The sequence below is a fragment of the Micromonospora chalcea genome, assembly GCF_028768405.1.
GTDB classification, from domain to species: Bacteria; Actinomycetota; Actinomycetes; order Mycobacteriales; family Micromonosporaceae; genus Micromonospora; species Micromonospora chalcea.
In genome coordinates, this window is the sequence record NZ_CP118233.1 from 5,555,847 (window position 1) to 5,580,791 (window position 24,945).

At 73.0% G+C, this 24,945-nt stretch carries 23 protein-coding genes; 16 read left to right on the forward strand and 7 right to left on the reverse strand.

Annotated elements, in window-relative coordinates; all coding sequences use genetic code 11:
- The first annotated feature begins 226 nt into the window (after positions 1 to 226).
- The 7 genes from PVK74_RS25125 (at position 227) to PVK74_RS25155 (ending at position 8,716) form a co-directional block, all read left to right on the forward strand.
- Positions 227 to 1,297 carry a BMP family lipoprotein gene (locus tag PVK74_RS25125; RefSeq protein ID WP_274479317.1) on the forward strand — a complete coding sequence of 357 codons (1,071 nt, stop codon included), beginning with the start codon at positions 227 to 229 and terminating at the stop codon, positions 1,295 to 1,297.
- 122 nt (positions 1,298 to 1,419) lie between these two features.
- Positions 1,420 to 3,075, forward strand: coding sequence for an ABC transporter ATP-binding protein (locus tag PVK74_RS25130; RefSeq protein WP_043326773.1), 1,656 nt, complete (start codon positions 1,420 to 1,422; stop codon positions 3,073 to 3,075).
- 173 nt (positions 3,076 to 3,248) lie between these two features.
- Positions 3,249 to 4,436, forward strand: coding sequence for an ABC transporter permease (locus PVK74_RS25135; RefSeq protein ID WP_396796553.1), 1,188 nt, complete (start codon positions 3,249 to 3,251; stop codon positions 4,434 to 4,436).
- 2 nt (positions 4,437 to 4,438) lie between these two features.
- The gene (locus PVK74_RS25140; RefSeq protein ID WP_043326769.1) at positions 4,439 to 5,719 is read left to right on the forward strand and encodes an ABC transporter permease; all 1,281 of its coding nucleotides are present in this window, start codon (positions 4,439 to 4,441) and stop codon (positions 5,717 to 5,719) included.
- Between the two features lie 103 nt (positions 5,720 to 5,822).
- Positions 5,823 to 6,524 (forward strand): cytidine deaminase, encoded by a 702-nt coding sequence (locus PVK74_RS25145; RefSeq protein ID WP_166455874.1) that lies wholly within the window; start codon positions 5,823 to 5,825, stop codon positions 6,522 to 6,524.
- A gap of 142 nt (positions 6,525 to 6,666) precedes the next feature.
- Positions 6,667 to 7,947 carry a thymidine phosphorylase gene (locus PVK74_RS25150; RefSeq protein WP_043326767.1) on the forward strand — a complete coding sequence of 427 codons (1,281 nt, stop codon included), beginning with the start codon at positions 6,667 to 6,669 and terminating at the stop codon, positions 7,945 to 7,947.
- 88 nt (positions 7,948 to 8,035) lie between these two features.
- Positions 8,036 to 8,716, forward strand: coding sequence for a DUF4272 domain-containing protein (locus tag PVK74_RS25155; RefSeq protein ID WP_043326765.1), 681 nt, complete (start codon positions 8,036 to 8,038; stop codon positions 8,714 to 8,716).
- Positions 8,717 to 8,722: 6 nt separating this feature from the next.
- On the opposite strand, the gene PVK74_RS25160 is transcribed toward PVK74_RS25155, so the two are convergent.
- Together PVK74_RS25160 and PVK74_RS25165 are read right to left on the reverse strand one after the other, a co-directional pair.
- Positions 8,723 to 9,574: a putative RNA methyltransferase gene (locus PVK74_RS25160; RefSeq protein WP_209959976.1), complete on the reverse strand. Its 852-nt coding sequence runs from the start codon at positions 9,572 to 9,574 to the stop codon at positions 8,723 to 8,725.
- A gap of 3 nt (positions 9,575 to 9,577) precedes the next feature.
- On the reverse strand, positions 9,578 to 10,063 hold the full coding sequence (locus PVK74_RS25165; protein ID WP_043326762.1) for a MarR family winged helix-turn-helix transcriptional regulator: 486 nt from the start codon (positions 10,061 to 10,063) through the stop codon (positions 9,578 to 9,580).
- A gap of 57 nt (positions 10,064 to 10,120) precedes the next feature.
- On the opposite strand from PVK74_RS25165, the gene yczE reads away from it, so the two are divergent.
- The 4 genes from yczE to PVK74_RS25185 are packed head-to-tail and all read left to right on the forward strand — an operon-like array spanning position 10,121 to position 12,842.
- Positions 10,121 to 10,747, forward strand: coding sequence for a membrane protein YczE (yczE, locus tag PVK74_RS25170; RefSeq protein WP_209959978.1), 627 nt, complete (start codon positions 10,121 to 10,123; stop codon positions 10,745 to 10,747).
- Positions 10,735 to 11,304, forward strand: a complete 570-nt coding sequence (locus PVK74_RS25175; protein ID WP_043326759.1) for an NADPH-dependent FMN reductase — start codon at positions 10,735 to 10,737, stop codon at positions 11,302 to 11,304. The genes yczE and PVK74_RS25175 overlap by 13 nt, the downstream gene beginning before the upstream one ends.
- Positions 11,301 to 11,714, forward strand: coding sequence for a PPOX class F420-dependent oxidoreductase (locus PVK74_RS25180; protein ID WP_069087173.1), 414 nt, complete (start codon positions 11,301 to 11,303; stop codon positions 11,712 to 11,714). The genes PVK74_RS25175 and PVK74_RS25180 overlap by 4 nt, the downstream gene beginning before the upstream one ends.
- A 51-nt stretch (positions 11,715 to 11,765) precedes the next feature.
- On the forward strand, positions 11,766 to 12,842 hold the full coding sequence (locus tag PVK74_RS25185) for an adenosine deaminase (protein WP_043326756.1): 1,077 nt from the start codon (positions 11,766 to 11,768) through the stop codon (positions 12,840 to 12,842).
- Here PVK74_RS25185 and PVK74_RS25190 read toward each other — a convergent pair whose 3' ends face one another.
- Positions 12,843 to 13,181 (reverse strand): hypothetical protein, encoded by a 339-nt coding sequence (locus tag PVK74_RS25190; RefSeq protein WP_223201242.1) that lies wholly within the window; start codon positions 13,179 to 13,181, stop codon positions 12,843 to 12,845. It abuts the gene before it with no gap.
- A gap of 459 nt (positions 13,182 to 13,640) precedes the next feature.
- On the opposite strand from PVK74_RS25190, the gene PVK74_RS25195 reads away from it, so the two are divergent.
- From PVK74_RS25195 to PVK74_RS25210, 4 genes are all read left to right on the forward strand, one after another.
- Positions 13,641 to 17,306, forward strand: coding sequence for a sensor histidine kinase (locus PVK74_RS25195; RefSeq protein WP_064447624.1), 3,666 nt, complete (start codon positions 13,641 to 13,643; stop codon positions 17,304 to 17,306).
- Positions 17,303 to 17,707: a roadblock/LC7 domain-containing protein gene (locus PVK74_RS25200; RefSeq protein WP_013283992.1), complete on the forward strand. Its 405-nt coding sequence runs from the start codon at positions 17,303 to 17,305 to the stop codon at positions 17,705 to 17,707. The genes PVK74_RS25195 and PVK74_RS25200 overlap by 4 nt, the downstream gene beginning before the upstream one ends.
- Before the next feature lie 100 nt (positions 17,708 to 17,807).
- On the forward strand, positions 17,808 to 18,185 hold the full coding sequence (locus PVK74_RS25205) for a DUF742 domain-containing protein (RefSeq protein WP_030501200.1): 378 nt from the start codon (positions 17,808 to 17,810) through the stop codon (positions 18,183 to 18,185).
- 1 nt (position 18,186) lies between these two features.
- Positions 18,187 to 18,780, forward strand: coding sequence for a GTP-binding protein (locus PVK74_RS25210; protein ID WP_030501201.1), 594 nt, complete (start codon positions 18,187 to 18,189; stop codon positions 18,778 to 18,780).
- Between the two features lie 120 nt (positions 18,781 to 18,900).
- Here PVK74_RS25210 and PVK74_RS25215 read toward each other — a convergent pair whose 3' ends face one another.
- From PVK74_RS25215 to PVK74_RS25225, 3 genes are all read right to left on the reverse strand, one after another.
- Positions 18,901 to 20,121 carry an ABC transporter substrate-binding protein gene (locus tag PVK74_RS25215; RefSeq protein WP_104113226.1) on the reverse strand — a complete coding sequence of 407 codons (1,221 nt, stop codon included), beginning with the start codon at positions 20,119 to 20,121 and terminating at the stop codon, positions 18,901 to 18,903.
- A gap of 134 nt (positions 20,122 to 20,255) precedes the next feature.
- A complete protein-coding gene (locus PVK74_RS25220) occupies positions 20,256 to 22,661 on the reverse strand; it encodes a transposase (protein WP_210884190.1) in 2,406 nt (801 codons plus the stop codon).
- A gap of 40 nt (positions 22,662 to 22,701) precedes the next feature.
- Positions 22,702 to 23,691, reverse strand: coding sequence for a hypothetical protein (locus tag PVK74_RS25225; RefSeq protein ID WP_064447625.1), 990 nt, complete (start codon positions 23,689 to 23,691; stop codon positions 22,702 to 22,704).
- A gap of 115 nt (positions 23,692 to 23,806) precedes the next feature.
- Between PVK74_RS25225 and PVK74_RS25230 the strand changes: the two genes are divergently transcribed.
- Complete coding sequence (locus tag PVK74_RS25230; RefSeq protein WP_043326746.1) at positions 23,807 to 24,148, forward strand: PadR family transcriptional regulator; 342 nt, start codon at positions 23,807 to 23,809, stop codon at positions 24,146 to 24,148.
- Between the two features lie 48 nt (positions 24,149 to 24,196).
- Here PVK74_RS25230 and PVK74_RS25235 read toward each other — a convergent pair whose 3' ends face one another.
- On the reverse strand, positions 24,197 to 24,880 hold the full coding sequence (locus PVK74_RS25235) for a permease prefix domain 1-containing protein (protein WP_274477386.1): 684 nt from the start codon (positions 24,878 to 24,880) through the stop codon (positions 24,197 to 24,199).
- Between the last annotated feature and the right edge of the window lie 65 nt (positions 24,881 to 24,945).

Consider the following 24,945-nt stretch of genomic DNA (forward strand, 5'->3'; position numbering starts at 1 on the left):
GCACGCCCTACCGCCCGAAGTAGTGACGTGCCCCACCCAAGGGTTACACCGGGGTAACGGACGCTCAACAGTCGTGCACGATTGTCGGCCGGTGGGTGGGCGCGGGCGTACGCTCCCGTCCGTAACGTGGGACGCCGGCGGCACATCGCAGGCCGGCGCAAGGGCTGCACACCGCGCACAACGCGGTGTGCAAGGGGAAGGAGACGTCTTGCGCTCTGTGCGTGGGATGCGGATCGCCTCCGCCATCGTGGCGGGTGGACTCGTGCTGGGCGCTGCCGCGTGTGGTGAGGCTCCGGACGACGACAACAATGCCGGCGGCGACGGTGGCAAGAAGTTCAGCGCCTGCATGGTGACCGACGTCGGCGGCGTCGACGACAAGTCGTTCAACGCCTCGGCCTGGAAGGGCCTGCAGGAGGCGCAGAAGCAGAACGACAAGATCGACATCAAGTACGTCCAGTCGAAGGCTGAGGCGGACTACGAGGTCAACCTGACCGGGTTCGTCAACCAGAAGTGCGACTTCATCCTGGCCGTCGGTGGCCTGATGTCGGACGCCACCAAGGCGGCGGCTGAGAAGAACCCGAACCAGCAGTTCGCGATCGTCGACGCCAACCCGGGTGTGTCGAACGTCTACCCGATGCAGTTCGACACCGCGCAGGCCGGGTTCCAGGCCGGCTACCTGGCCGCCGGGATGAGCAAGTCCGGCAAGGTCGGCACCTACGGCGGCCTGCCGATCCCGCCGGTCACCATCTTCATGGACGGCTTCGCCGACGGCGTGGCGTACTTCAACAAGGCCAAGAGCAAGAACGTCCAGGTGCTGGGCTGGGACAAGGCCACCCAGAAGGGCTCCTTCGCCAACTCGTTCGAGAAGCAGGACGAGGGCAAGAAGGTCTCCGACGCGCTCGTCGCGCAGGGTGCCGACATCGTGATGCCGGTCGCCGGTGGCGCCGGTCTCGGCACCACCTCCGCGGCCAAGGCCTCGGGCGGCAAGTACTCGGTCGTCTGGGTGGACATCGACGGCTGCGAGAGCACCCCGGACTGCTCGGCGATCCTGACCACCGTCGTCAAGAACATCCCGGACGCCGTCAAGGAGGCCGCGCTGAAGGCCGCCAGTGGCGAGAAACTCCAGGCCACGCCGGGCTTCGTGGGCACGCTCGCCAACAACGGCGTCTCGATCGCCCCGTACCACGACTTCGACAGCAAGGTCCCGGCGGACCTGAAGGCCGAGGTCGACAAGATCAAGGCGGACATCGCCGCCGGCACCATCACCGTCACCTCGAAGGCCCAGCCGACCAAGTGACGGTCCCGCCGGCCGCCGCGGTGCGATCATCGGCAGCGGGGGCCGGCGGCCACCAGGTTTGACGATCCGGCCGTCCCGGCGCAACGGGGAAGGTACCCCGAGCGCCGGGGCGGCCGATCAGCTTGACTCCCCCCGACATCCCCACCCGGCGTGGTGGCGGCGCGGCAGGTCGCTACGCTGCACCATCGCTCGCACTCCAGGAGGTTGCGCTGAGACTCGAACTGCGCGGCATCACCAAACGGTTCGGTGATCTGGTCGCCAACGACCACATCGACCTGACGGTGGAGCCTGGAGAGATCCACGCCCTGCTCGGCGAGAACGGTGCCGGCAAGTCGACCCTGATGAACGTGCTCTACGGCCTCTACCAGCCGGACGAGGGCGAGATCCTGGTCGACGGCAAGCCGCTGAAGCTGAAGGGCCCGTCGGACGCGATCGCCGCCGGGATCGGCATGGTGCACCAGCACTTCATGCTGGTGCCGGTCTTCACCGTGGCGGAGAACGTGATGCTCGGCGCCGAGCAGGTCCGGGGGCCGTTCGCCGGCATCCTCGACCGGCGACGGGCCCGCCGCGAGGTCGCCGAGGTGTCCGAGCGGTACAACCTGCGGGTCGACCCGGACGCGGTGATCGAGGACCTGCCGGTCGGCATCCAGCAGCGGGTGGAGATCGTCAAGGCCCTCACCCGCGACGTCGACCTGCTGATCCTCGACGAGCCGACCGCCGTGCTCACCCCGCAGGAGACCGAGGAGCTGCTCGCGGTCATGCGGTCGCTCAAGGCCGCCGGCAAGTCGATCGTGTTCATCACCCACAAGCTGGGCGAGGTGAAGGCCATCGCCGACCGGATCACCGTGATCCGGCGCGGGAAGACGGTCGGCACCGCCGAGCCGAGCGCCAGCCGGGACGAACTGGCCGCGCTGATGGTGGGCCGCAGCGTCCGGCTGACCGTGGACAAGAAGCCGGCCACCCCCGGCAAGCCGGTCCTGGAGGTCTCCGGCCTGGTCGTGGACGACGACCGGCAGGTACGCGCGGTCGACGGCGTCGACCTGACCGTGCACGCCGGTGAGGTGCTCGGTGTCGCGGGCGTGCAGGGCAACGGCCAGACCGAGCTGATCGAGGCGATCATGGGCCTGCGCCCGGTGCTCGCCGGCACGATCAGCCTGGACGGCGAGCCGACGCACGGCTGGTCGACCAAGAAGGTGCTCCACGCCGGCGTCGGCTACGTGCCGGAGGACCGCAGCGTGGACGGCCTGGTCAAGGAGTTCTCCGTGGCGGAGAACCTGGTGCTGGACATCTACGACCGGCCGCCCTTCGGCAAGGGCCTGTCGCTGAAGCCCGAGGCCATCGCGAAGTCGGCCCGGGAGCGGATCGAGCAGTTCGACGTCCGTACCTCCTCGGCCGACGCCGCGGTCGGCACGCTCTCCGGCGGCAACCAGCAGAAGGTGATCGTGGCCCGGGAGCTGTCCCGGCCGCTGAAGCTCTTCATCGCGGCCCAGCCCACCCGGGGCGTGGACGTCGGCTCGATCGAGTTCATCCACAGCCGGGTCATCCGCGAGCGGGACATCGGCACCGCGGTGATGGTGGTCTCCAGCGAACTGGACGAGGTGATCGGCCTGGCCGACCGGATCGCGGTCATGTACCGCGGCCGGATCATCGGCATCGTCGGCCCGGACACCCCGCGCGAGGAGATCGGCCTGCTGATGGCCGGCATCACCCCGGACGCCGCCACCCCGGACGCCGCCACCGCGACCGAGGGCGGCCCTGGCAACGAGGACGAGGCATGACCAACCCGAACCCCGTCTCGGGCTCGCCGGACAAGGAACCGGCGACCGAGGCGCAGGAGTCGCTGAGCGAGGCCCGGGCGACGCCGACGCAGCCGGCCGGTGACACCGAGCAGACGGTGCCCGCGACTGCGACCGCGAAGAGGCCGGACCCGGCCGGGGAGTCCCGTCCCGGCATGGGCCGGATGTTCCTGGACAACCTCTGGGCGGCCAACACGGTCACCGTGACGGTGCTCGCGGTGCTGCTGGCCATGGTGGTCGGCGCGGTGCTGATCATCGTGTCCGACCCGGAGGTGCTGGCCACCTACAGCTACATCACGGCTCGCCCCACGGACGCGCTGAACGCCAGCTGGACTGTGGTCAGCGAGGCGTACGCGAACCTGTTCAAGGGCGCGATCTTCGACCCGGACGCGGTCGGCTTCACCGCCGTCATGAGCCCGATCTCGGAGACGCTCACCTACGCCGCGCCGCTCGTCTTCACCGGCCTGTCGGTGGCGCTGGCCTTCCGCGGCGGCCTGTTCAACATCGGCGCCCAGGGCCAGGCGACGATCGCCGTCATCCTGGCCGCCGTGGCCGGCTTCGCGCTGCCGCTGCCGCCCGTCGTGCACCTGCTGGTGGCGCTGATCGCGGGCGCGCTCGGCGGCGCGCTCTGGGGCTTCATCCCCGGCATCCTCAAGGCCCGGGCCGGCGCGCACGAGGTGATCAACACGATCATGCTCAACTACGTGGCGGTCTACTTCCTGTCCTGGATCATCGTGCAGAACGGGGTGCAGAACCCGAACCGGTCGGACGCGATCAGCAAGCCGGTCGAGTCCTCCGCGCAGCTGCCCCGCCTGCTCGGCGACGACCTGCGGGTGCACGCCGGCATCCTGCTCGCGGTGGCGGCCACCTGGTTCATCGCCTGGCTGCTCAACCGCTCCACGCTCGGCTTCGAGCTGCGGGCGGTGGGCGCGAACCCGGACGCGGCCCGCACCGCCGGCATCAGCGTGACCAAGACGTACGTGCTGGTGATGGTGCTCGCGGGCATGCTGGCCGGGCTGGGCGGCTCGACCATGGTGCTCGGCACCACCGCTACCGCGCTGACCCCGCTGGTGATCGCGCAGATCGGCTTCGACGGCATCCTGGTCGCGCTGCTCGGGCGCGTGAAGCCGTGGGGCGTGCTGCTGGCCGCGCTGCTGTTCGGCGCGCTCCAGGCCGGTGGCAACCGGATGCAGTCGTACTCCGGCATCTCGCTGGAACTGGTCACCGTGCTCCAGGCGCTCATCGTCATCTTCATCGCCGCGCCTGCCCTGGTGAAGACGATCTTCCAGCTCCGGGCGGCCCGCGCCGCCCGGTTGCAGACGAGCCTCGCGAAGGGCTGGTGAGCATGTCCACCACCGCTGTCCCCGAGGTCGCCGTTACCGCGGTCGACGAGGGTTTCTGGACCCGTAACCGGAAGATCGGCGTGGTCCTGCTGGCGCTCGGCGTGCTCGCGGCGGTGCTGTTCGGCGCGCTCGCGACCGACCAGCACGCCCGGTTCACGCTCAGCGAGACCGAGGGCGGCGCCGCCCTGGAGATCAACGGTACGGTCGGCGCGATCCTGTTCGGGCTGATCACCGCCGCGGCCGGAGGCGCGCTGCTGGCCGGTGTGCCGAAGCGCTGGTTCGCGCTGCTGCTCGGCGCCGGGCTGGTCGCCTTCGTGCTGAGCTTCCTGTGCTGGCAGGTCTCCGCCGCGCCCGAGGGCCGCAACTTCATGCCGCTGGTGAACGTCGTGCGCGGCACGTTCATCCTGGCCCTGCCGCTGATCTTCGGCGCGCTCGCCGGTGTGCTCTGCGAGCGCTCCGGCGTGGTGAACGTGGCGATCGAGGGCCAGCTCCTGATGGGCGCGTTCTCCGGCGCGCTGTTCGGCAGCATGTCCGGCAGCGTCTGGGTCGGCCTGGTGGCCGCCGCCATCGGTGGCGCGTTCATCTCGTTCCTGCTGGCCGTGTTCTCCATCCGCTACCTGGTCGACCAGGTGGTCATGGGCATCGTGCTCAACCTGCTCGCGGTCGGCATCACCGGCTTCCTCTACGAGCGACTGATGCAGACCGACGCGGCGAAGTACAACAGCGCGCCCCGGTTCGGCAACTGGGAGATCCCGCTGCTGTCCGACATCCCGCTGATCGGTCCGGCGCTGTTCCGGGGCAACATCTTCCTCTACCTCGGCCTGCTGCTGGTGCTGGTCATCCACCTGGCGCTGTTCCGTACCCGGTGGGGCCTGCGGACCCGCTCGGTCGGCGAGCACCCGACCGCCGCCGACACGCTGGGCGTGAAGGTGCTGCGGCTGCGCTACCGCAACGTGATCCTGGCCGGTCTGGTGGCCGGTGTCGGCGGCGCCTCGTACACGCTCGCGCTCTACTCGTTCACCAAGAACATGATCGGCGGTAAGGGCTTCATCGCCCTGGCCGCGCTGATCTTCGGCCGGTGGAGCCCGACCGGCGCGCTGCTCGCGGCGCTCTTCTTCGGCTTCGCCGACCAGCTCGCCACCTACCTGGGCGCGATCGGCAGCAGCATCCCGAGCCAGTTCCTGGCGATGCTGCCGTACCTGGCGACGATCCTGGCCGTGGCCGGGCTGGTCGGCAAGGTCCGGGCGCCGGCCGCCGACGGCAAGCCGTACATCAAGGGCTGACCGCCCGCCGCGACACCGTGCCCGGCGGGGCGACCCGCCGGGCATCGTCGTCTCCGGCCGCGCCGCGACCGATCGGCGCAAATTGGGCAGAATGGGGGTCGTGATGGAGATCGACTGGGAGCGGCTGCGGGCCGCCGCCACCGAGGTCATGCGGCATGCCTACGTGCCGTACTCGAAGTTCCCGGTGGGCGCCGCCGCGCTCGTCGACGACGGCCGCGTCGTGGTCGGCTGCAACGTGGAGAACGCCGGATACGGCGTGACGCTCTGCGCCGAGTGCGGCGTGGTGTCGCAGCTGCACGCGACCGGCGGGGGCCGGATCGTGGCGCTGTCCTGCGTCGACGCCACCGGCGAGCCGCTGATGCCGTGCGGCAGGTGCCGGCAGTTGCTGTGGGAGCAGGGCGGGCCGGAGTGCCTGGTCGAGTCGAAGGGCGGGCCGCTGCGGATGGCCGAGCTTCTGCCGCACGCCTTCGACGTGGCCGACATCGAGGCGGTGACCGGCGAGCACCCGGTGCCGGTGGTGCCGGACCGGCTGGCCGCCTGGCGGGGCCGGGGCACCGTGTTCGTGCACCCCGACCTCTCGGCCGGGCAGCAGGTCTGGACGGCGTACTGGGAGCGGTCCTCCGGCGGCGCCGAGGACGCCGAGACCGGCGTGCTGGAGGAGGGCTCGACCTGGGACGACCCGGCGAGCGCGATCGAGTGGGGGTTGGCGCGTACGCCGCGCGTGGTGGTGGTGGATGCTTCGGGCACTGTCTTCTGGGCCGGTGAGGGTGAGCCTCCTACGGAGATTCCGGTTCGCTGGGGTTGAGGTTGTGGGCCGGGGCCGACCGTGCCCGGCTCCGGGCGGTCAGGCTTGATCCCTCCGCCGGGCACGGTCGGCCCCGGCCGGACCTGGTCACCGTTCGCGGGTCGGTGTGGCCACGCGCGATCAAACTGATTGGATCTTGTAAGTGAGTGCTTTTACGGCGGTTGACGTCATTCGGGCCAAGCGGGACGGGGGTGTGCTGAGCGAGGGGCAGATCGACTGGGTGGTCGACGCGTACACGAAGGGTCTGGTCGCCGACGAGCAGATGTCCGCGCTGGCCATGGCGATCCTGCTGCGCGGCATGACCGCGCCGGAGATCGCCCGGTGGACCGCCGCCATGATCGCCAGCGGCGAGCGGCTCGACCTGTCGCCGGTGGCCCGCCCGACAGTGGACAAGCACTCCACCGGCGGTGTCGGTGACAAGATCACCCTGCCGTTGACCCCGCTGGTCGCCGCCTGCGGCGCGGCCGTCCCGCAACTGTCCGGCCGGGGCCTGGGCCACACCGGCGGCACGCTGGACAAGCTGGAGTCGATCCCGGGCTGGCGGGCGGCGCTCACGAACGACGAGTTCATCGCGCAGCTCCGCGACGTGGGCGCGGTGATCTGCGCGGCCGGCGACGGGCTCGCCCCGGCCGACCGCAAGCTGTACGCGCTGCGCGACGTCACCGGCACCGTCGAGGCGATCCCGTTGATCGCCAGCTCGATCATGAGCAAGAAGATCGCCGAGGGCACGGGCGCGCTGGTGCTCGACGTGAAGGTCGGCTCCGGCGCGTTCATGAAGAACGCCGACGACGCCCGCGAGCTGGCCCGCACCATGGTCGAGCTGGGCGGCGCGCACGGCGTACGGACCGTCGCCCTGCTCACCGACATGTCCACGCCGCTCGGCCTGGCCGTCGGCAACGCGGTCGAGGTGACCGAGTCGGTGGAGGTGCTGGCCGGTGGCGGCCCGGCCGACGTGGTGGAGCTGACGCTGGCGCTGGCCCGGGAGATGCTCCACGCGGCCGGGCTGCCCGACGCCGACCCGGAGGCGGCGCTGCGCGACGGCCGGGCGATGGACGCCTGGCGGACGATGATCCGGGCGCAGGGCGGCGACCCGGACGCGCCGATGCCCACCGCGAACGAGGTCGAGGTGGTCACCGCGGCCGAGGACGGCTGGGTCGCGGAGCTGGACGCGTACGCGATCGGGGTGGCCGCCTGGCGGCTGGGCGCGGGCCGGGCCCGCAAGGAGGACCCGGTGAGCATCCCGTCCGGCGTGGTGCTGCACAAGCGACGGGGTGACCGGGTGCGTGTCGGCGACCCGTTGTTCGAGCTGCGCGCCGAGCACGCCGAGCGGATCCCGGCCGCGCTGGCCGAGGCGCGCGAGGCGGTGCGGATCGCGCCGGACGCGCCGGAGGCGACGCCGCTCGTCATCGAGCGGATCGGCTGAGGGCCATGGTGCCGGGCCGGTCGGAGTCGCTATCCTCCCAGGCCAGGGGGGACCGACCGGCGAGGACCCGAACAGACAGGGACTGACCGTGCGCGTATCCGCCCCCGACCCCCGGGCCGTCCGGGAGGCGAGCCTGGACGAGCTGTCCCGGCTGGGCCTGCCGCTGCCCCCGCCGCAGTTCCCGCTGGTCTGGGAGCCGGGCGACGAGATCGAGCTGCGTCCGACGCCGGAGGTCGAGGCCCGGATCGCGGTGCTGCACGTGATCCTGGCCCGCTGCTTCGGCATGCCCGCGCAGGCGGCGATGAGCTGGCTGCTGGAGTCGCACCTGGTCGATTCGGTGACGCCGCCGGAGTGGCAGTTCGTGATGGGCGGCCGGGGTGACCACAGGTCGTTCGTGCTGCACCACGACGCGCTGTTCTCGCTGGCCTGGGTGCTCGGGCTGGCGAAGGAGCTGGACCCGACGGTGCCGGTGGACGAGCGGCTGGTCGAGCGGATGCCGAACCTGGTGGCGGGGGAGACGTTCGCCCAGTGGCAGGCCCGGATCCTGGCCGCGCCGCAGCACCCCGGGGACGCCGCGGCGCTGCTCGACCTGCACTACTGCCTGGACTGGGCGTACCTGGAGACGGAGAAGGCCGGCGGCGCGCTGCCGGGCCTGGTGGACGCCAACGCGATCGGTCAGCGCCGGTGGGCGCTGGAGTGGGCGGTGGTGCTGCGCGGGCCGTACCACGACGAGCCGCCGGGCTGGGAAGAGGTCGACCTCTCCACCTGAGCCGGGTCAGCGCGGGCGGTGCACGCCGAGCCGGACCGAGAGCGTGACCGGGACCGGCTCGGGCAGCGCGGCGATGCGCGCGGCGAGCCGTTCCGGTTCGGCGTGCCAGGCGCTCGGTCCCATCCCGACGAGCGTGGTGACCTCGGCGCGGGTCAGCGCGAGGCGGGCCCGGTGCCCGGTCGCGGACTCCTCGGCGAAGTGGGCGCCGAGGCTGCCCGCGACCCGGTCGGCTTTGGCCGGGTCCACCCGCAGCAGGTCCAGCGCCTCGACCAGTTCGGCCAGGTGGTCGGCGGCCGGGGTGACGACGAGCAACGCGCCGCCGGGGTCGAGCACCCGGTGGAACTCCGGGCCGTTGCGCGGCGCGAACACGTTCAGCAGCACGGCCACCGACCGGTCGGCCAGCGGCAGGCGCTGCCAGGTGTCGGCGAGCGCGGCGGCGGCCCGCGGGTGGGCGCGGGCCGCGCGGCGCAGCGCCGGCTTGGAGACGTCCAGGGCCAGGCCGGCGGCCTCCGGCAGCGCCGCCAGCACCGCCGCGAGGTAATGCCCGGTCCCGGCGCCGGGCTCGACCACCAGGGGGTACGGGTCGACGCCCGCGACGCGTACCGCTGTGGTCGCGAGCGCGGCGGCGACGGCGTCGTAGTGGCCGGCGGCGAGGAAGTCGGCGCGGGCGGCGACCATCTCGGCGCTGTCCCCGGTGTGCGGGGAGCGGCCGGCGAGCAGGTTGACGTACCCCTGCCGGGCGGTGTCGAAGCTGTGCCCGCGGGGGCAGCGCAGGGCGCGGGTGGTGCCGGCGGTGGCGGCGGTCAGCGGTTCGGCGCAGACCGGGCAGCGCAGCCGGGCGAGGATGCGGTCGTCCACGCCTCAGTCCTTCGCTTCCGGGCGGCCGGTGGGGCGGCCGGTGAGGTGGTCGACCACCCGGTGGCTGAGCGTGCCGAGCGCGGCCAGCTCCGCCGGGGTGAGCAGGTCGATCAGGTGCCGGCGTACGGCGGCGACGTGCCCGGGCGCGGCGGCCTCGACGGCCTGGCGCCCGGCCGGGGTGAGCGTGACGACCGAGCCGCGGCCGTCGGTGGCGCACTCCTCCCGGGTGACCAGGCCACGCTGCTGCATCCGGGAGATGTGGTGGGACAGGCGGCTGCGGGACCAGAGCATGCGGTCGGCCAGCTCGCTGAGCCGCAGCCGCTGCTCCGGGGTCTCGGACAGGTCGCTCAGGACGTCGTAGTCCGGCTCGGAGAGGCCGGCGTCCTGCATCAGTTCCCGGGCCAGTTCCAGGTCGAGCAGGCGTCGCATGCGGCGGTAGCCGCGCCACGCGCGGTCCTCCTGCTCGTCCAGCCAACGCGGTTCGTCCACGGACCGATCCTACCGGTGTTGTTGACATGTCACCAAGTTGCGGTCTAGCTTGATGACATGTCAACCAAACTGCCGTCGCGGCTGGTGCGGCTGTTCGCCGGCCTGGGCCTGTTCGGCGTCAGCGTCGCGCTGATGGTCCGCGCCGACCTCGGGCTCGCGTCCTGGGACGTGCTGCACCAGGGGCTCGCCGAGCGCACCGGCCTGCCGATGGGCGTGCTGGTCAACGGCGTGGCGCTGCTGGTGCTGCTGCTGTGGATCCCGCTGCGGCAGCGCCCGGGGGTCGGCACCGTGGCGAACGTCGCGCTCGTCGGCCTGGCCCTCGACGCGACGCTGGCGCTCCTGCCGCCGGTCGCCCCGCTCGCCGGCCGGATCGGTCTGCTGGTCGCGGGCGTCCTGCTCAACGGCCTCGCCACCGCGCTCTACCTCGGCGCCCGCCTCGGCCCCGGCCCGCGGGACGGGCTGATGACCGGCCTGGCCGCCCGCGGCCTGCCGCTCGGCCCGGCCCGCACCGCGATCGAGGTGACGGTGCTGGCCGTCGGCTGGCTGCTCGGCGGCGTCGTCGGCCCCGGCACCCTGCTCTACGCGATCGGCATCGGGCCGATCGTCGCCTGGCTCGTTCCCCGGCTCACCGCGCCGGCCCCGGCCGCCGCCCCGACAGGAGTGACCTCACCATGCCCCGCCTGAACGTCGTCGTCGCCAGCACCCGCCCCGGCCGGGTCGGCCGTCGCATCGGTGACTGGTTCACCGCCGCCGCCGTCCGCCACGCCGGCTTCGACGAGGTGCGCCTGCTCGACCTGGCCGAGGTCGGGCTGCCCTTCCACGACGAGCCGCACCACCCGTCCGAGCGGAACTACGTGCACGAGCACACCCGCGCCTGGAGCGCCGAGATCGACGCCGGGGACGCCTTCGTGCTGGTGATGCCGGAGTACAACTACGGCTTCAGCGCGCCGCTGAAGAACGCGATCGACTACCTCTACCACGAGTGGCAGCACAAGCCGGTGGGCTTCGTCAGCTACGGCATGACCTCCGGGGGCCTGCGCGCGGTGCAGATGATCAAGCAGGTGGTGACCACGCTGAACATGACCCCGGTCAACGACCAGGTGGTCGTCTTCCTCCGGCAGGCGCTGGACGAGTCGGGCGAGCTGCGACCCGACCCCGGCCGCGAGGAGGCCGCCGCGCTGATGCTGGATCAGCTCGCCCGGCTGGCCGCCGCGCTCGCCCCGCTGCGGGTGACCGCATGAGCGCCCGGCTGTGGGAGCTGTTCGGCGAGCGCGGGCGCGGGGTGCTCGTCACCCTGCGCCGCGACGGCCGGCCCCAGCTGTCCAACCTCGACTACCTGGCCGAGCCCGGCCTGATCCGCTGCTCCACCACCGACGGCCGGGCGAAGGTGCGCAACCTGCGCCGCGATCCCCGGGCCAGCTTCCACGTGACCACCGACGACGGCGGGGCGTACGCCGTGGCCGAGGGCACCGTGACGCTCACCCCGCCGGCCGCCGCCATCGACGACGCGACGGTCGACGAGCTGGTCGAGGTGTACCGGCGCATCCGCGGCGAGCACCCGGACTGGGCCGAGTACCGGGACGCCATGGTGGCCGACGGGCGGGTGGTCCTGCGGCTGGCGGTGGAGCGGGTGTACGGCTGGCGGCCCTGAACCGGCCCGGTCCACCGCCGCGCCCGTACCGGGGGTGACTAGGGTCGGAGCATGGTCGCAATCTCGTACGAGGACATCGTCAAGGTCCCGAAGGCGCTGCTGCACGATCACCTCGACGGCGGCCTGCGGCCCGCGACGATCGTCGAGCTGGCCGCCGAGGTCGGCCACGAACTGCCCACCACCGACCCGGCGGCGCTCGGCGTCTGGTTCACCGAGGCGGCGAACTCCGGCTCGCTGGAGCGCTACCTGGAGACGTTCGCGCACACGGTGGCGGTCATGCAGACCGCCGGCGCGTTGCGCCGGGTCGCCCGCGAGTGCGCGCTGGACCTGGCCGCCGACGGTGTGGTCTACGCCGAGGTGCGGTTCGCCCCGGAACAGCACCTGGAGCAGAACCTGACGCTGGACGAGGTGGTTGACGCGGTGGTCACCGGGTTCCGGGAGGGCAGCGCGCTGGCCGCCGAGGCGGGCACCCCGATCCGGATCGGCACGCTGCTCACCGCGATGCGGCACGCCGCCCGGTCGCAGGAAATCGCCGAGCTGGCCGTGCGGCACCGCGACACCGGGGTGGTCGGCTTCGACATCGCCGGCGCCGAGGCGGGCTTCCCGCCCACCCGGCACCTGGACGCGTTCGAGTACCTCCAGCGGGAGAACTTCCACTTCACCATCCACGCCGGTGAGGCGTTCGGCCTGCCGTCCATCTGGCAGGCGATCCAGTGGTGCGGCGCCGACCGGCTCGGCCACGGCGTACGCATCGTCGACGACATCACCCCCGGCAACCCGCCGGTGCTGGGCCGGCTGGCCGCGTACGTGCGGGACAAGCGCATCCCGCTGGAGCTGTGCCCGTCGTCGAACGTGCAGACCGGTGCCGCGGCCTCGATCGCCGACCACCCGATCGGGCTGCTGCGCGACCTGCGGTTCCGGGTGACTGTGAACACGGACAACCGGCTGATGAGCGGCACCTCGATGTCGCGGGAGATGGCGCTGCTGGTGGAGGCCTTCGGCTACGGCTGGAAGGAACTCCAGTGGTTCACCATCAACGCGATGAAGAGCGCGTTCATCCCGTTCGACGAGCGGCTGCGGATCATCGACGAGGTGATCAAGCCGGCGTACGCCGAGCTGATCGGCTGATCACGACTGGCGGGGGTGGCCGGAGAGCAGTGCGGCCACCCCGCGCAGCACCTGACCGGCCCGGGCCGCCTCGGCACCGAGCCCGGTCTGCCGGCGCAGCACGGCCGGCTCGGCGCGCAGCAGCGCGACCCCGCGCCGGAGCAGCACCCGGGGCGCCTTGCGCTGCTCGGCGAGGTCCCGGGCGAGGCGGCGCAGGAACGTCGCGCCGCGTGGGCGGCGCAGCGCGTACGCGCCGGCGAGCACGCCCTGCCGGCGGCACTCGGCCACGATCTCGGCGGCGAAGATCCCCTCGGCGACAAAGATTGGCGATCCGTCGATGTCGAATGGCCGGGTGGCCACCCTGCGGTCCGCGCCGATCGCATAAACCGGCACTTCGGCCTTGCCCTCCCGAGCCAGTCGGGTGATTGTTTGCACCGCCATGTCCGCATCCCAGGACAGTGGGGACTCCCAATCCACCTGTCCGTTCCGACGCGGACACGTAGGGTCGTCGCCGTCCTTGTAGAAGTCGTCCAGGCAGAGCACCGGAAGTCCGGTTCGCTGCGCTATGTATGACTTTCCTGACCCGGAGGGGCCAGCGAGCAGGACAACGCGATGCGGGTGTTCCATTACCTTCAGTGACTCCGGCCAGACGGATAGCTATCAAATTGCATCAACATCTCATCACACCTCCGGTGAGGGACAACCTGGTCTTTCTCTTTGCGGGGCGGCGTGATGGAATCTCGGAGGTCCGACCCGCCGGGTCGGTCGCTCGGCGTTGCCCTCAGGTGACGTCGGGCGCGGTAATGCGAGGGCGGTGACGTGAGCAAACGGCCAACGACGGCGGGCTCCTTCCTGTCGCGGCTGCGCCGGCCGATGAGTCGGCTGCGCGACATGCCGATCTGGTCCAAGCTCGGTCTGATCATGATCGTGCCGACCATCGCCACGGTCGTGGTGGGCACCAGTGGTCTGGTCGACCACCTGGAGACGCTCAACAATGCCAACCGTGCGGGGGACCTGGCCAATCTGATCGGCTACTCGGGTGACCTGATCGACACGGTGCAGGACGAGCGGGTCGGCGCCGTGCTCTTCCTCGGCGCGAAGGAGTTCCAGACCCGGGCGCAGTACCAGGAGGGCTACAACCGGGCCAACCAGCGGGTGGACCAGGCGAAGTCGCCGTACCTGCGGCAGCGTGGCGAGATCGACGACCTGCCGCGCAACTTCGTCGGGCTGCTGGACGCGATCGACACCCAGCTGAAGGACCTCCCGGCGACGCGCAGCCAGGTGCTGAACGGCAAGCTCAAGATCAATGACGCCGACCTGACCTACCGGCAGCTGATCGAGGACCTGCTCGCGATCCGCGACTCCGCCACCCAGCTCGCCGGCGACAACGACCTGAGTGACCGGATGCGCGCGGCGGCCGCTGTCGCCCGGCAGAAGGAATTCCTGACCCAGCGCCGCGTGGTCGTCCACCAGGCGATCACCCAGAACCAGTACACCCCCGCGCTGCGCGAGCAGTTCATCGCCAGCGGCACCGGCCAGTCGCAGGCGTTCGCGACGTTCCAGGCGGTAGCCACCGACCCGGACAAGCTGTTCTACGACCAGACCGTCTCCGGGCCGGACCTGCGCCGGGCGGAGCTCTACACGAGTTTCATCTCGGGCAACAACAGCGGCTCGATGGAGAACGCCCAGTTCGGCGCGGACCAGTGGGACCAGGCCATGGTCGCCAACGCGAAGCTGATGCGGACGGTGGAGTCCCGCCTCGACGGCAACGTGGTCCGGCAGGCCGACGCGCTGCGCTCGGACACCCAGCGCCAGGTGTTCCTGGAGACCGGCCTGCTGCTCACCATGCTGCTGCTGGCCATCCTGTTCGCGTACCTGGTCGCCCGCTCGATGGCCCGCTCGCTGCGCGACCTGCGCCAGGGCGCCCTGGCGGTGGCCCAGTACGGGCTGCCGCAGGCCGTCGCCCGGCTGCGTGACCCGCAGGTGACCGGCCAGCTCACCCCGGTGCAGCTGGCCAACCAGATCGCCGAGCCGCTGCCGGTGCGCAGCAAGGACGAGTTCGGCCAGGTGACCGAGGCGTTCAACGCCGTCCACCTGGAGGCCGTCCGGACCGCCGCCGAGCAGGCCGCCCTGCGGGCGTCCGTCGCGACCATGTTCGTCAACCTGGCCCGCCGCTCGCAGATCCTGGTCGACCGGCTGATCGGCCACCTCGACCGGCTGGAGCGCGGCGAGGAGGACCCGGACCGGCTGGCCGAGCTGTTCCAGCTCGACCACCTCGCCACCCGGATGCGCCGCAACGACGAGAACCTGCTGGTGCTCGCCGGCGCGGACTCCACGCGTGTGCAGCGCGAGCCCGCCGCCCTGATCGACGTGCTCCGCGCCGCCCAGTCCGAGGTCGAGCACTACACCCGGATCGAGTTCGGGGTGATCGACCGGGACATCGAGGTCGCCGCCCACGCGGTGAACGACCTCGTGCACCTGGTCGCCGAGCTGTTCGACAACGCGACCGCGTTCTCCCCGCCCGACTCCCAGGTCATGGTGGAGGCCCGCCGGGTCGGCGACCGTGCCTCCCTCTACGTGGAGGACCGGGGCATCGGCATCAGCCCGGAGCAGCTCCGGGACCTCAACGAGCGGCTGGCCACGCCGCCGCAGGTGGACGTCGCGGTCTCCCGGATGATGGGCCTGGTCGTGGTGGCGCGGCTGGCCGCCCGCCACGGCGTCCGGGTCGAGCTGCGACCGGGCACCGACCGGGGCACCGTCGCCGACGTGACGCTGCCCACCACGGTCCTGGTGCCGCGTGCCCTGGCCGGCCGTGGTCCGGGCGCGCCGGCCCTGCCGCCCGCCGCCCCGCAGCAGAGCGGACCGACGCCCGCCTTCGGCGCCCTGGCCGCTTTCGGCAACAACAACCCGCAGAGCCTGCCGCCGGCCCCGCACCCGGGCGCCTCCGGCAACCAGGTCACGCTCGGCGGACGCGCCTTCGACCCGGCGCCGCGCAACGGCTCGGGCACCCCGGCGAACGCCGGTGGCGCTCGCGCCATGCCGGCCTGGTCCGACCTGACCGGCGCCAACCCGGGCGACGGGGACGGCGGGTTCGGCTCCCGGCCCTCGTCCGGTTCCGGGTTCGAGCCGCTGCCCCAGCGGCGCAACCCGGCCGAGGGCGACCCGGGCACCAGCGGCCAGCAGCCGGCGATCCCGCGCCAGCTGCCGAGCAGCCCCGAGGCGCGGCCCTACAGCCCGCCGCCGGTCTCCGCGCCGCCGGTCCCGCCGGTGTCGGCGCCGCCGCTGCCGCCGGTCTCCGGCGCCCCGGCCGCCGGCAACCCGCTGCCGTACCGTCCGGTCTCGGCCGCCCCGGTCTCCGGCGACCCGTTCTCCGGCCGTCCGGTCTCCGCGGCGCCGGTCTCCGGCGACCCGTACACGGGCCGTCCGGTCTCCGCCACGCCGGTCTCCGGGCAGCCCACGTCGGCCGCGCCGGTCTCCGGCCAGCCGGCCGCCGGTTACCAGGTCTCCGCGCCGCCGGCGAACCAGCTGCCGGCGCGACCGGTGACGCCTGGGCCGGGCGTCGGTGCGCCGCCGGTCTGGCCGCCGGTCACTCCGGCCCCGGCCCCCGCGGCGCCGGAACGGCCCACCAGCGGCATGGACATGACCACCGAGCTGCCCCGGGTGCCGCGCACGGAGATGCCGGCCACCGCGCAGCCCGCGACCGGCCAGCCGTCGGCCGCCGGCCCGGCGACGAACCAGCCGGCTGCCACCCCGGCGACCAACCGGCCGGCTGCCGCCCCGGCGGCGCGACCGGGCCCGGCAGCGCAGCAGCAGGGCAACCGCCAGCGGTACGCCGACGAGACGATGGAGCTGCCGATCTTCCGGGAGCTCGAGTCGGCGTGGTTCCGTACCCGCCGGCCCGGGCCCCACGAGGAGGCGGCGGCCCCGGCCCCGACGACGAACGGCGGCGACGCCACCCAGCAGTTCGCCAAGGTGGACACCGCCGGCCGGCCCGTGCCGCAGCCGACACCCGCGACGACAGGTAACGCACCGATGGCACACACTCCGACGGCCGGCGGAGCACCGCGTGACAACGGCGCGGCGAACGGGAACACCCGTCCCGCGTACGGCGGAGGGCTGCCCACCCGGCAGCCGACCGCGTCGCCGCAGTCCTCGCCCTGGCAGACCGCGGCCGACGACGGCTGGCGCGCCGCCTCGGCGGCCACCGAGGTGCCGGTCGCGGAGACCACCCAGAAGGGCCTGCCGAAGCGGAAGCCGATGGCGCAGCTCGTGCCCGGCAGCATCGACAAGCCTTCTGCCTCGGTGCAGCGGCGGACGCCGGAAGGCGTCCGGGGCCTGCTGTCGGCCTACCATCGGGGCGTGCAGCGCGGGCGTAACACCGACAGCAACACGACCGGCCCGGAGGGCACTCCGGGCGGGCAGCAGTCCTCGCAGTCTGGCTCAGGCCCGGTGGCCGGGAGCGGGCAGAAGGAGCAACAAGGATGACTACTACGCAGGATCTCGGATGGCTGCTCGCCAACTTCGCCGACCGGGTGCCCGGTGTGGCGCACGCGGTCGCGGTCTCGGCCGACGGCCTGCTTCTCGCCTCGTCCCGTGACCTTCCGCGGGACCGCGCCGACCAGCTCGCCGCGATCGCGTCCGGTCTGGTCAGCCTGACCCAGGGCGCGGCCCGCTGCTTCGAGGGCGGAGCGGTGTTGCAGACAGTCGTCGAGATGGACAACGGATTCCTGTTCCTGATGTCCATCTCCGACGGTTCGTCGTTCGCGGTGCTGGCGGCGCGGAGCTGCGACGTGGGTCAGGTCGGGTACGAGATGGCCCTGCTCGTGGACCGGGTGGGCGATGCCCTGACGCCGCAGCCGCGCACGGCTGTGGGGATGATGGGCTGAATGACGCGCTGGCCGGTGGGTCAGGTGCGGGAACAACAACGACAGCGACGGATGTCACCGGGGCGAGCCGGTGCCGGGTACGAGGGAGGTGAGCGGCGACATGGCGGATCGTGACGAGCCGACCGGCGCATTGGTCCGGCCGTACGCCGTCACCCGTGGTCGTACCCGTCCCCGGCTCGACATCGCCCTGGAGGCGCTCGTCGAGACGACGGTGCGCGGCCGAGCGGTTGCCACTGGCAATGGTGGCCACGGTCGTGAACACCAGTACATCGCCGCGTTGTGTGACGGACGTGTGCAGTCGCTCGCCGAAATCGCGGCGCGGATGCAGCTTCCGCTCGGCGTGGCCCGGGTGCTCATCGCCGACATGGCGACGGACGGCCTGGTCGCGGTCCACGAGCCGACCATTTTGGACGACTCCGACGACGCGGTGGGCACTGAACTGCTGGAGAGGGTGCTGAGTGGACTTCGCAGGCTCTGACATGTCGCACCGGCCGCCGGCCCCGAGCGGCCGAGTGACGTCGGCGAAGATCGTTATCGCCGGTGGGTTCGGCGTCGGCAAGACGACGCTGGTCGGCTCGGTCTCCGAGATCACGCCGCTGACCACCGAGGCGATCATGACCTCCGCCGGTGTCGGCGTCGACGACACCCGGCAGGTGCCGGGCAAGACGACGACCACGGTGGCGATGGACTTCGGTCGTATCTCGATCGACCGGGATCTGATCCTGTACCTGTTCGGTACGCCGGGTCAGACGCGGTTCTGGTTCATGTGGGACGAGTTGGTCCGGGGTGCGATCGGCGCTGTGGTGCTGGTCGACACCCGGCGGCTCGCCGACTGCTTCGCCGCCATCGACTTCTTCGAGCACCGGCGGCTGCCGTACCTGGTGGCCATCAACTGCTTCGACGGCATGCAGTACCACGATCCGCAGGACGTCCGGGACGCGCTGGCGATCTCCCGCGACGTGCCGGTGGTGCCGTGCGACGCCCGTAACCGGGAGTCCACGAAGCACGTGCTGATCTCGCTGGTCGAGTACGTGCTCACCATGCGGCGCTCGCGGGCCGTCGCACCCGCCTGACCGACGCGCGGAAGCGCCCGGCGGCCTGAGGCCACCGGGCGCTTCTTGCCGTCCGGGGACGGACACGGTACGCGGTCGCCCGGTGACCTCCAGGAAGGAATCGCCGGGCGGCGCTCCGGGTCAGCCGAGACGCGTCCAGCCGCCCCGGTAGACCTGGTAGACGGCGAGCGAGTCGGGTTCCATGCCACCGTGCCGCGCGGCGGTGAACGCGTACCCGCCCGCGATGCCCTGGACCGCCTGCGCCTGGAGCAGCGCCCGCAGGCGGCCCCGGTCCAGGCTCGTCGCCATCCGCGCCGACCACGCGAGGAGCTGGAGGGCGTCCGAGGCGTACGGGGCGAAGCCGGGGCTGCCGCCGTGCCGCTGGGTGTAGCGGGTGGCGAAGTCCCGCCGGGCCAGCTGCGCCGTGGTGGTGGCGGTCACCGCGGAGATGTCCAGGCAGGCCGGGTGCACGGCGTATGCGCCCTCCACGGCGGCGGCGTTGGCCCCCTGCACGGTGTCGTCGGCGACCGCGCCGGCGTCGAAGAAGATCGGGCCGCGGTGCCCGGCGGCGCGCAGCTCCCGTGCCGCGGCACCGGAGTCCGGCGCGGTGGCCCAGACGACCACGCCGTCCCGCTCGCCACCCGCGACGCGCTCGGCGGCGGCACGGAAGCGCCGGCCGGTCGCCGGCAGGCGCACCGTGCGGGCCAGGTCGGTGCTGCTGTCCGCGAGCGCCTCCCGCATCGCCCGCACACCCGAGTCGCCGTGCAGCCCGTCGGCGGCCAGCAGGGACACCTTCCGGACCTTCATGGACTCGAACAGCTCCACCAGGCGGCGTGCCATGTCCACGGCGTCCGGCGTGAGCTTGTAGGTGAACGTGCGCTCGTCGAGCGGCAGCACGATGCGGTCACCGTAACCGAGCGAGAGGAACGGCGTCTTGACCTGCTGGGCGGCCGTCGCCAGGGCGACGGAGGTCTCGCCGAGCACGCCGCCGATCAGGGCCTGCGCGCCGGCCCGGGTCAGCTCGGCGGCATGCCGGGCGGCGACCTGCGGGTTGCTGCCGTTGTCCAGGATCTGGAGCCGGACCGACCGGACCAGGTTCCCGACCGGGATGCCGGTGCGGTTGAGCGAGTCGGCGGTGAGCTGCAGGGCCTGCCGCTGGGCGACGCCGAGCACCGATCCCGCGCCGGTCAGCTCCAGGCTCGCCCCGACGATCAGATCCTGGTCGCTCGGCGCGCTGCTGGACGGGCCGTCCTCCGGCCGCTGGCCCTGCGGCGCGCAGCCTGCCAGCAGCACGCTCCCGGCCGCGGCGGCGAGGACGCCCCGCCGGGTGAGCACAGTGGAGTCGAACGCCGGTGTCGCCATTGGAATCGCCTTCCCACCCCGGCGAACAGGCGCCGCCGCTGGTCCGCCGGGTATGTTCCCGGCCGGTCCAGCTCAGCGTCAAATCGCCCAGGTGTGGGATGAAACACCCCACTCGTGGGCCTGGCGGACTCTGATCAGGAGCGGTAACCGGCCGAGCGGTACTCGTACTCCCGGTCGTCCTCGCGGTCCCCGGTGTCGCGGGTGAAGTCCCAGCCGCCGGCCGCCTCACGGCCCGGACGGCCGCCCACGGCGAAGCCGCCGATCTCCTGGCCACGCCGCCAGCCCCGGAAGTATCCGGTGGTGTTCTCGGCCAGGCTCGCCGCGTTCCGGACGATCCGCAGGGGACGCTCCTCGCGCAGCGGGGAGCCCGGCACCAGGTTGGCCTGCGGCACCCGCTTCGGCAGGCCGGCCTTGGTCTCCGCGCCGACGGACGGGCGGGCGGCCTGCTCGGCCGCCTGCCAGCCGGTGTCAGCGGTGCTGGACCACTCCAGGTCGGCCTCGTCCCCGTGCCCGACGAACCAGGCGGACTTGGCCTGCGCGAAGATCAGCAGGTCACCGTCGCCGTCGTCGGAGACCGGCGGCGGCCGGTGCTCCTTCGGCGCGGGACGCCGCTCGGGCGGGGCGGTCATGGGCACGCGGCCCGGGTCGCCCTGGTCGACCAGACGCAGCGGCGGCGTGTCCAGCCCGGGATCGGCGGCCGACCGGCTCATCTCGTCGCGCAGCGCCCGGTCGGCCAGCGGCGGAGGCTCCACCAGCCGCAGCATCGGCGGCTCCTGCGGAAGGTCGTCGGCGAGCCACGGCGGCGTGACCCGGCCCGGGTCGCTCGGCGCGTCCACGCCCCGTCCATACGGGTAGGTGGTGCCCTCCCGCTCCCGGGCGGTGTCGTCCTCGTTGTTCACGAGCGGCCAGTTCGCCCGGGAACCCGGCGGGGCTGCCTCCGGCGCCGGCGGGCGCGGGGCCGGCACCGGGATGCTCAGGTCGGTGGCGCTGAACCCGCCGGTCGGCGGTTCCTGGTGCGGATTGGTCTTCGGGCGGGGCGGGATGACGGTGCGCTGCCGCTCCGCCCGCGCCTTGTTGATCGCCGCGGTGGTCAGCGTCGGCCGGAACGGCTCGCCGGCCTCGGCCGGCGGCACGGCGCCGCGCGGCGACGGGGCGATCGGGGTGATGCCGGGCGGCGGCGGCGGAGGCGCGGAGATGGGCCGGTTGGTGGGTCCGTCCACCCGCGACGGCAGCGGCGCGCCGGTCGGCTCGGGCCGGGACGGCGGCGCGGAGGCCGGACGGCCCAGCGAGGCAGCCGGAGCCACGGGAGTCACCGGGGCCGGAGCGACCGGCGGAGGCGTGACCGGGGCGGGAGCGACGGGTGGCGGGGCGAGCGGCCGGGGCGTCGTCGTGGCGGCCGGGCCGGAGACCGGCTCGGGCCGGCCGCGGCGCCCGCCGGGAATCGGCTCCGGGCGGCTGCGCCGTCCGGCCGGCTCGGGTGCGCCGGCCGGCTCGGGACGACCACGGTGTGCCGGCTCGGCGGCCGGCTCCGGCTGGACCGGCCGCACCGCGCGCAGGTCGGTGGCCGGGGCCAGCTCGTCGACCTGCTCACCGCGTCGGGCGGCGGCCCGGCGGCCGGTGGCGGGCGCGGGAGCGGTGCGTTCGGCGAGCGCGCCCACGAGCGCGTCGCATCCGGCGTCACAGGTCCGGACCGAGGCGACCGCCTGCCGTACCGTCTCGGCGACGGCGGCGGTGAGCGTCCGGTTGACGGTGGCCCGCCGGGGTGTCTCGGAGATGGCGACCCGCAGCGCGGTCACCGCGTCGGAGATGTCGCCCGCGTCCGCCAGACCCTCGGCGGCCAGCTGCGCGACCACCGCGTCGGCGGTCAGCCCGCCGTCGCGGCCACGGGCCGCGGAACCGGTGAGCATCCCCGGCTCGGGCAGCGCGTCGAGAACCGCGAGGGCGACCCGGTCCGCCGGGTCCGGATACGCGCGCAGCGCGGCCGGGTAGAGCTCGCGGAGCACCTCGCGCAGCGTCACCGCGGCCGAGTGCCGGCCGCTCGCCAGCGCCGCGTGCGCGGCCAGGACCTGCGTGTATCCGGCTAGCTCACGCGGCGCCGGGAGGGTCACCGCGGAGAGCGCGCCGGCCTGCAGCGCGCGGGCCAGCCCGACCGCGCGGCGCTCGGCGGGCGGGGACTGCATCTCCTCCAGGGAGTCGTCGTCGGCGAAGCGCTCGGCGAAGTCGTCGACCGAGTCGTCGTCGGCGATCGCCAGCGGACGGCCGGCGGCGCTCAGCAGCGAGGTGACGATGTGGTCGTCGCTGTCCGCGGCGATGGCCGCGCCGCTCGGACCGCCGGACCGCTCCACCAGCAGCGCGACCAGCTGGGCGTACCCGGCGGCCTCGTCGGCGATCTCACAGACGTGCAGCAGACGGCCTGCGTCGTCGACCACAGCGGACGTCAGCGTCGTTCCGGCCGAAGCCGTTCGGTCGGCCGGATCTGCCGAGGCCAGACCGCAGTACACGCGCACGAGCGCCACGGCGTCGTCCTCCTCCCGGGACACAGGTCTTGCTCTGCCAGAGACTGATGCTCCCCGCTCCGGGTCAGTCGCGCCAGTCCACAACCGCAGAGATCTTGCCGACAATGGTGCGCCAACCCAAACTTGCGGTTTGTGCCCCGATTTTCTTCAGCCGGCGCCGACCCAGGAAACCACCGATTCCGCCGTTGACGGAAGCCCGCAGCGCCTCGTCCAGATCGTCCAGGCTCGAGCCGGCGGAGAGCATGTCCAGCACGGCTGGTAGCCGCAGCGCGTACGCCAGGTCACGGGCGATCTCACCAGCTTCGATGAGTAGCTCGTGGTCCCATGCGTCGTGGCCGCCGCGCAGGTTCTCCACCACCAGGTCGAGTTCGTAGGTGTCCTCGTCCAGCGGGGCGATGTCGGCCGGTTCCAGCCGTTCGGACAATTCATTCCAGCTGTCCAGTTGGGACAGGTCGTTGGGCGCGCCGGAACGGATGAAAGAGACCAATGACTCCGGGGTCTTGAACAGCAGGAGCCGGCCCTTGTGGGTGAGGAAGACCGGCACCTCCTCGTCGCCCGCGGCGTCCTCGTCCTCGTCGTCGTCCTCTTCGTCCTCGGACTCGGCCTTGTCCTCGGTCGCGTCGTCGTCCGCCTCGCCCTTGCGGCGCCCCTTGGCGGCCTTCTCGGCCTTGTCGTCGTCCTCGTCGTCCTCCTCGGCGGAGAGGGCGGCGAACTCCTCGTCGAGGATCACCACCTCCTCGTCGTCCTCGGTCTCGACGACCTGGCGGCGGGCCAGGAAGGGGTCGTCCTGGTCGCGCTCGGCGACGTCGGTCGGGGTCAGCTCGCGCGCCGGCCGGTACGCCCGCAGCGTGAAGCCGGTGCCGGCGGGCAGCGCGATCTCCACCGGGTCGATCCGCACCTCGTCCCAGAGCGCGCGGTCCGCCGGCGGGCGGTCCGCCTCGACCTCGTCGGCTGCGGCGGGCGCGTCGGTGTCGTCGAGCTCGGGCTCGTCGGCGTCGGGCCGTTGGGGCGACTGGCGGGCCACGCTGACCTCCGTGTGCGTTCGGTTGCCCACCCGGCGGCGTCGCGCCGCCGAGTGACTCTGCGCACATACCCTAGTGGGCGAACCGTTGCGGCCGGGAGCCGCACCCCTTGGCGTTCCGGAGGATCGACAAGTAGCGTTGCTACGCATGAAGGCGCAGGCGCTGCACGGACACCTCGACGCGCTGCTGCTCGCCGTGCTGGAACAGGGCCCGCGACACGGCTACGCGATCATCGAGGCGTTGCGTGCCCGCAGCGGCGGGACGCTGGATCTGCCCACCGGCACCATCTATCCGGCGCTGCGTCGGCTGGAGCGGGCCGGGCTGGTGGCGAGCACGTGGAGCACAGTCAACGGCCGGGAGCGCCGCACCTATGAGCTGACCGAGGCCGGTGGCCGGGCGCTGGTGGGGGAGCGGGCCGGCTGGCGCGAGTTCAGCGCCACCGTCGGCCGGTTCCTCGGGGCGGACGAGCCGCCCACGGCCCCGGCCTGAACCCCGCCGGCCGGACCGGTGGGCCGGCCGCTCGGGCGGCCGACCGGCTCAGCCGGCCAACCGCCGCTCGGCGAGCACCCAGCAGCGGGCGGCCCGGACCAGTGCGAACCAGGCCGCGGACACCACCGTCGCCCCGATGATCATCGGGGGCCAGGTGAGCGCGGCGTCCCACAGCCCGACCGACCAGCCGAACAGCGCGCCGCCGGCGGTCACGCCGAGCGCCAGGGCGCCGGTCAGACCGAAACCGATCAGCCGGGCCGGACGGGCGAGCCGGGGCGACCCCCACCGGGCGGTGAGCGGGCCGACGAGCAACGCGGCCAGCGCCAGCGCGGCGATCACGCCCCAGATGACGTTCAGCCCGGCGGAGAGCAGCAGGTAGCTCGCCGGCGGCGGGGGACCGCCGCTCCAGCTCGACCCCTGCCAGGTCAGGTCACCGGCGGCGATCAGCACCACCGAGATCAGGAGCGTGCGCAGCGCCAGCCCGCGCAGCGCGCCGGTGGCCAGCTCGGCCTGGAACTCCGGCACGAGCTGCCGGTCGCTGCCGAACTCGGCGACCGCCCGCCGCTCCGCCTCCGCGCGCGGCAGGCCCTCCTCCCGGTACGCCTCGACGGCGTCCTCCAGCGCGTGCCGCGTCTCGGTCAGCAGGTCGGCCTTGAGCCGGTCCGGCCCGTACAGGCGTCCGGACAGCTCGCGCAGCCGGCGGTCGACCACCGCCTCGTCATGGACCCGCATGCGCACAAGCCTGCCATCGGGGGACGGGCTACCGCGTCAGGGAAAACCCCGATCGGATTCAGTGC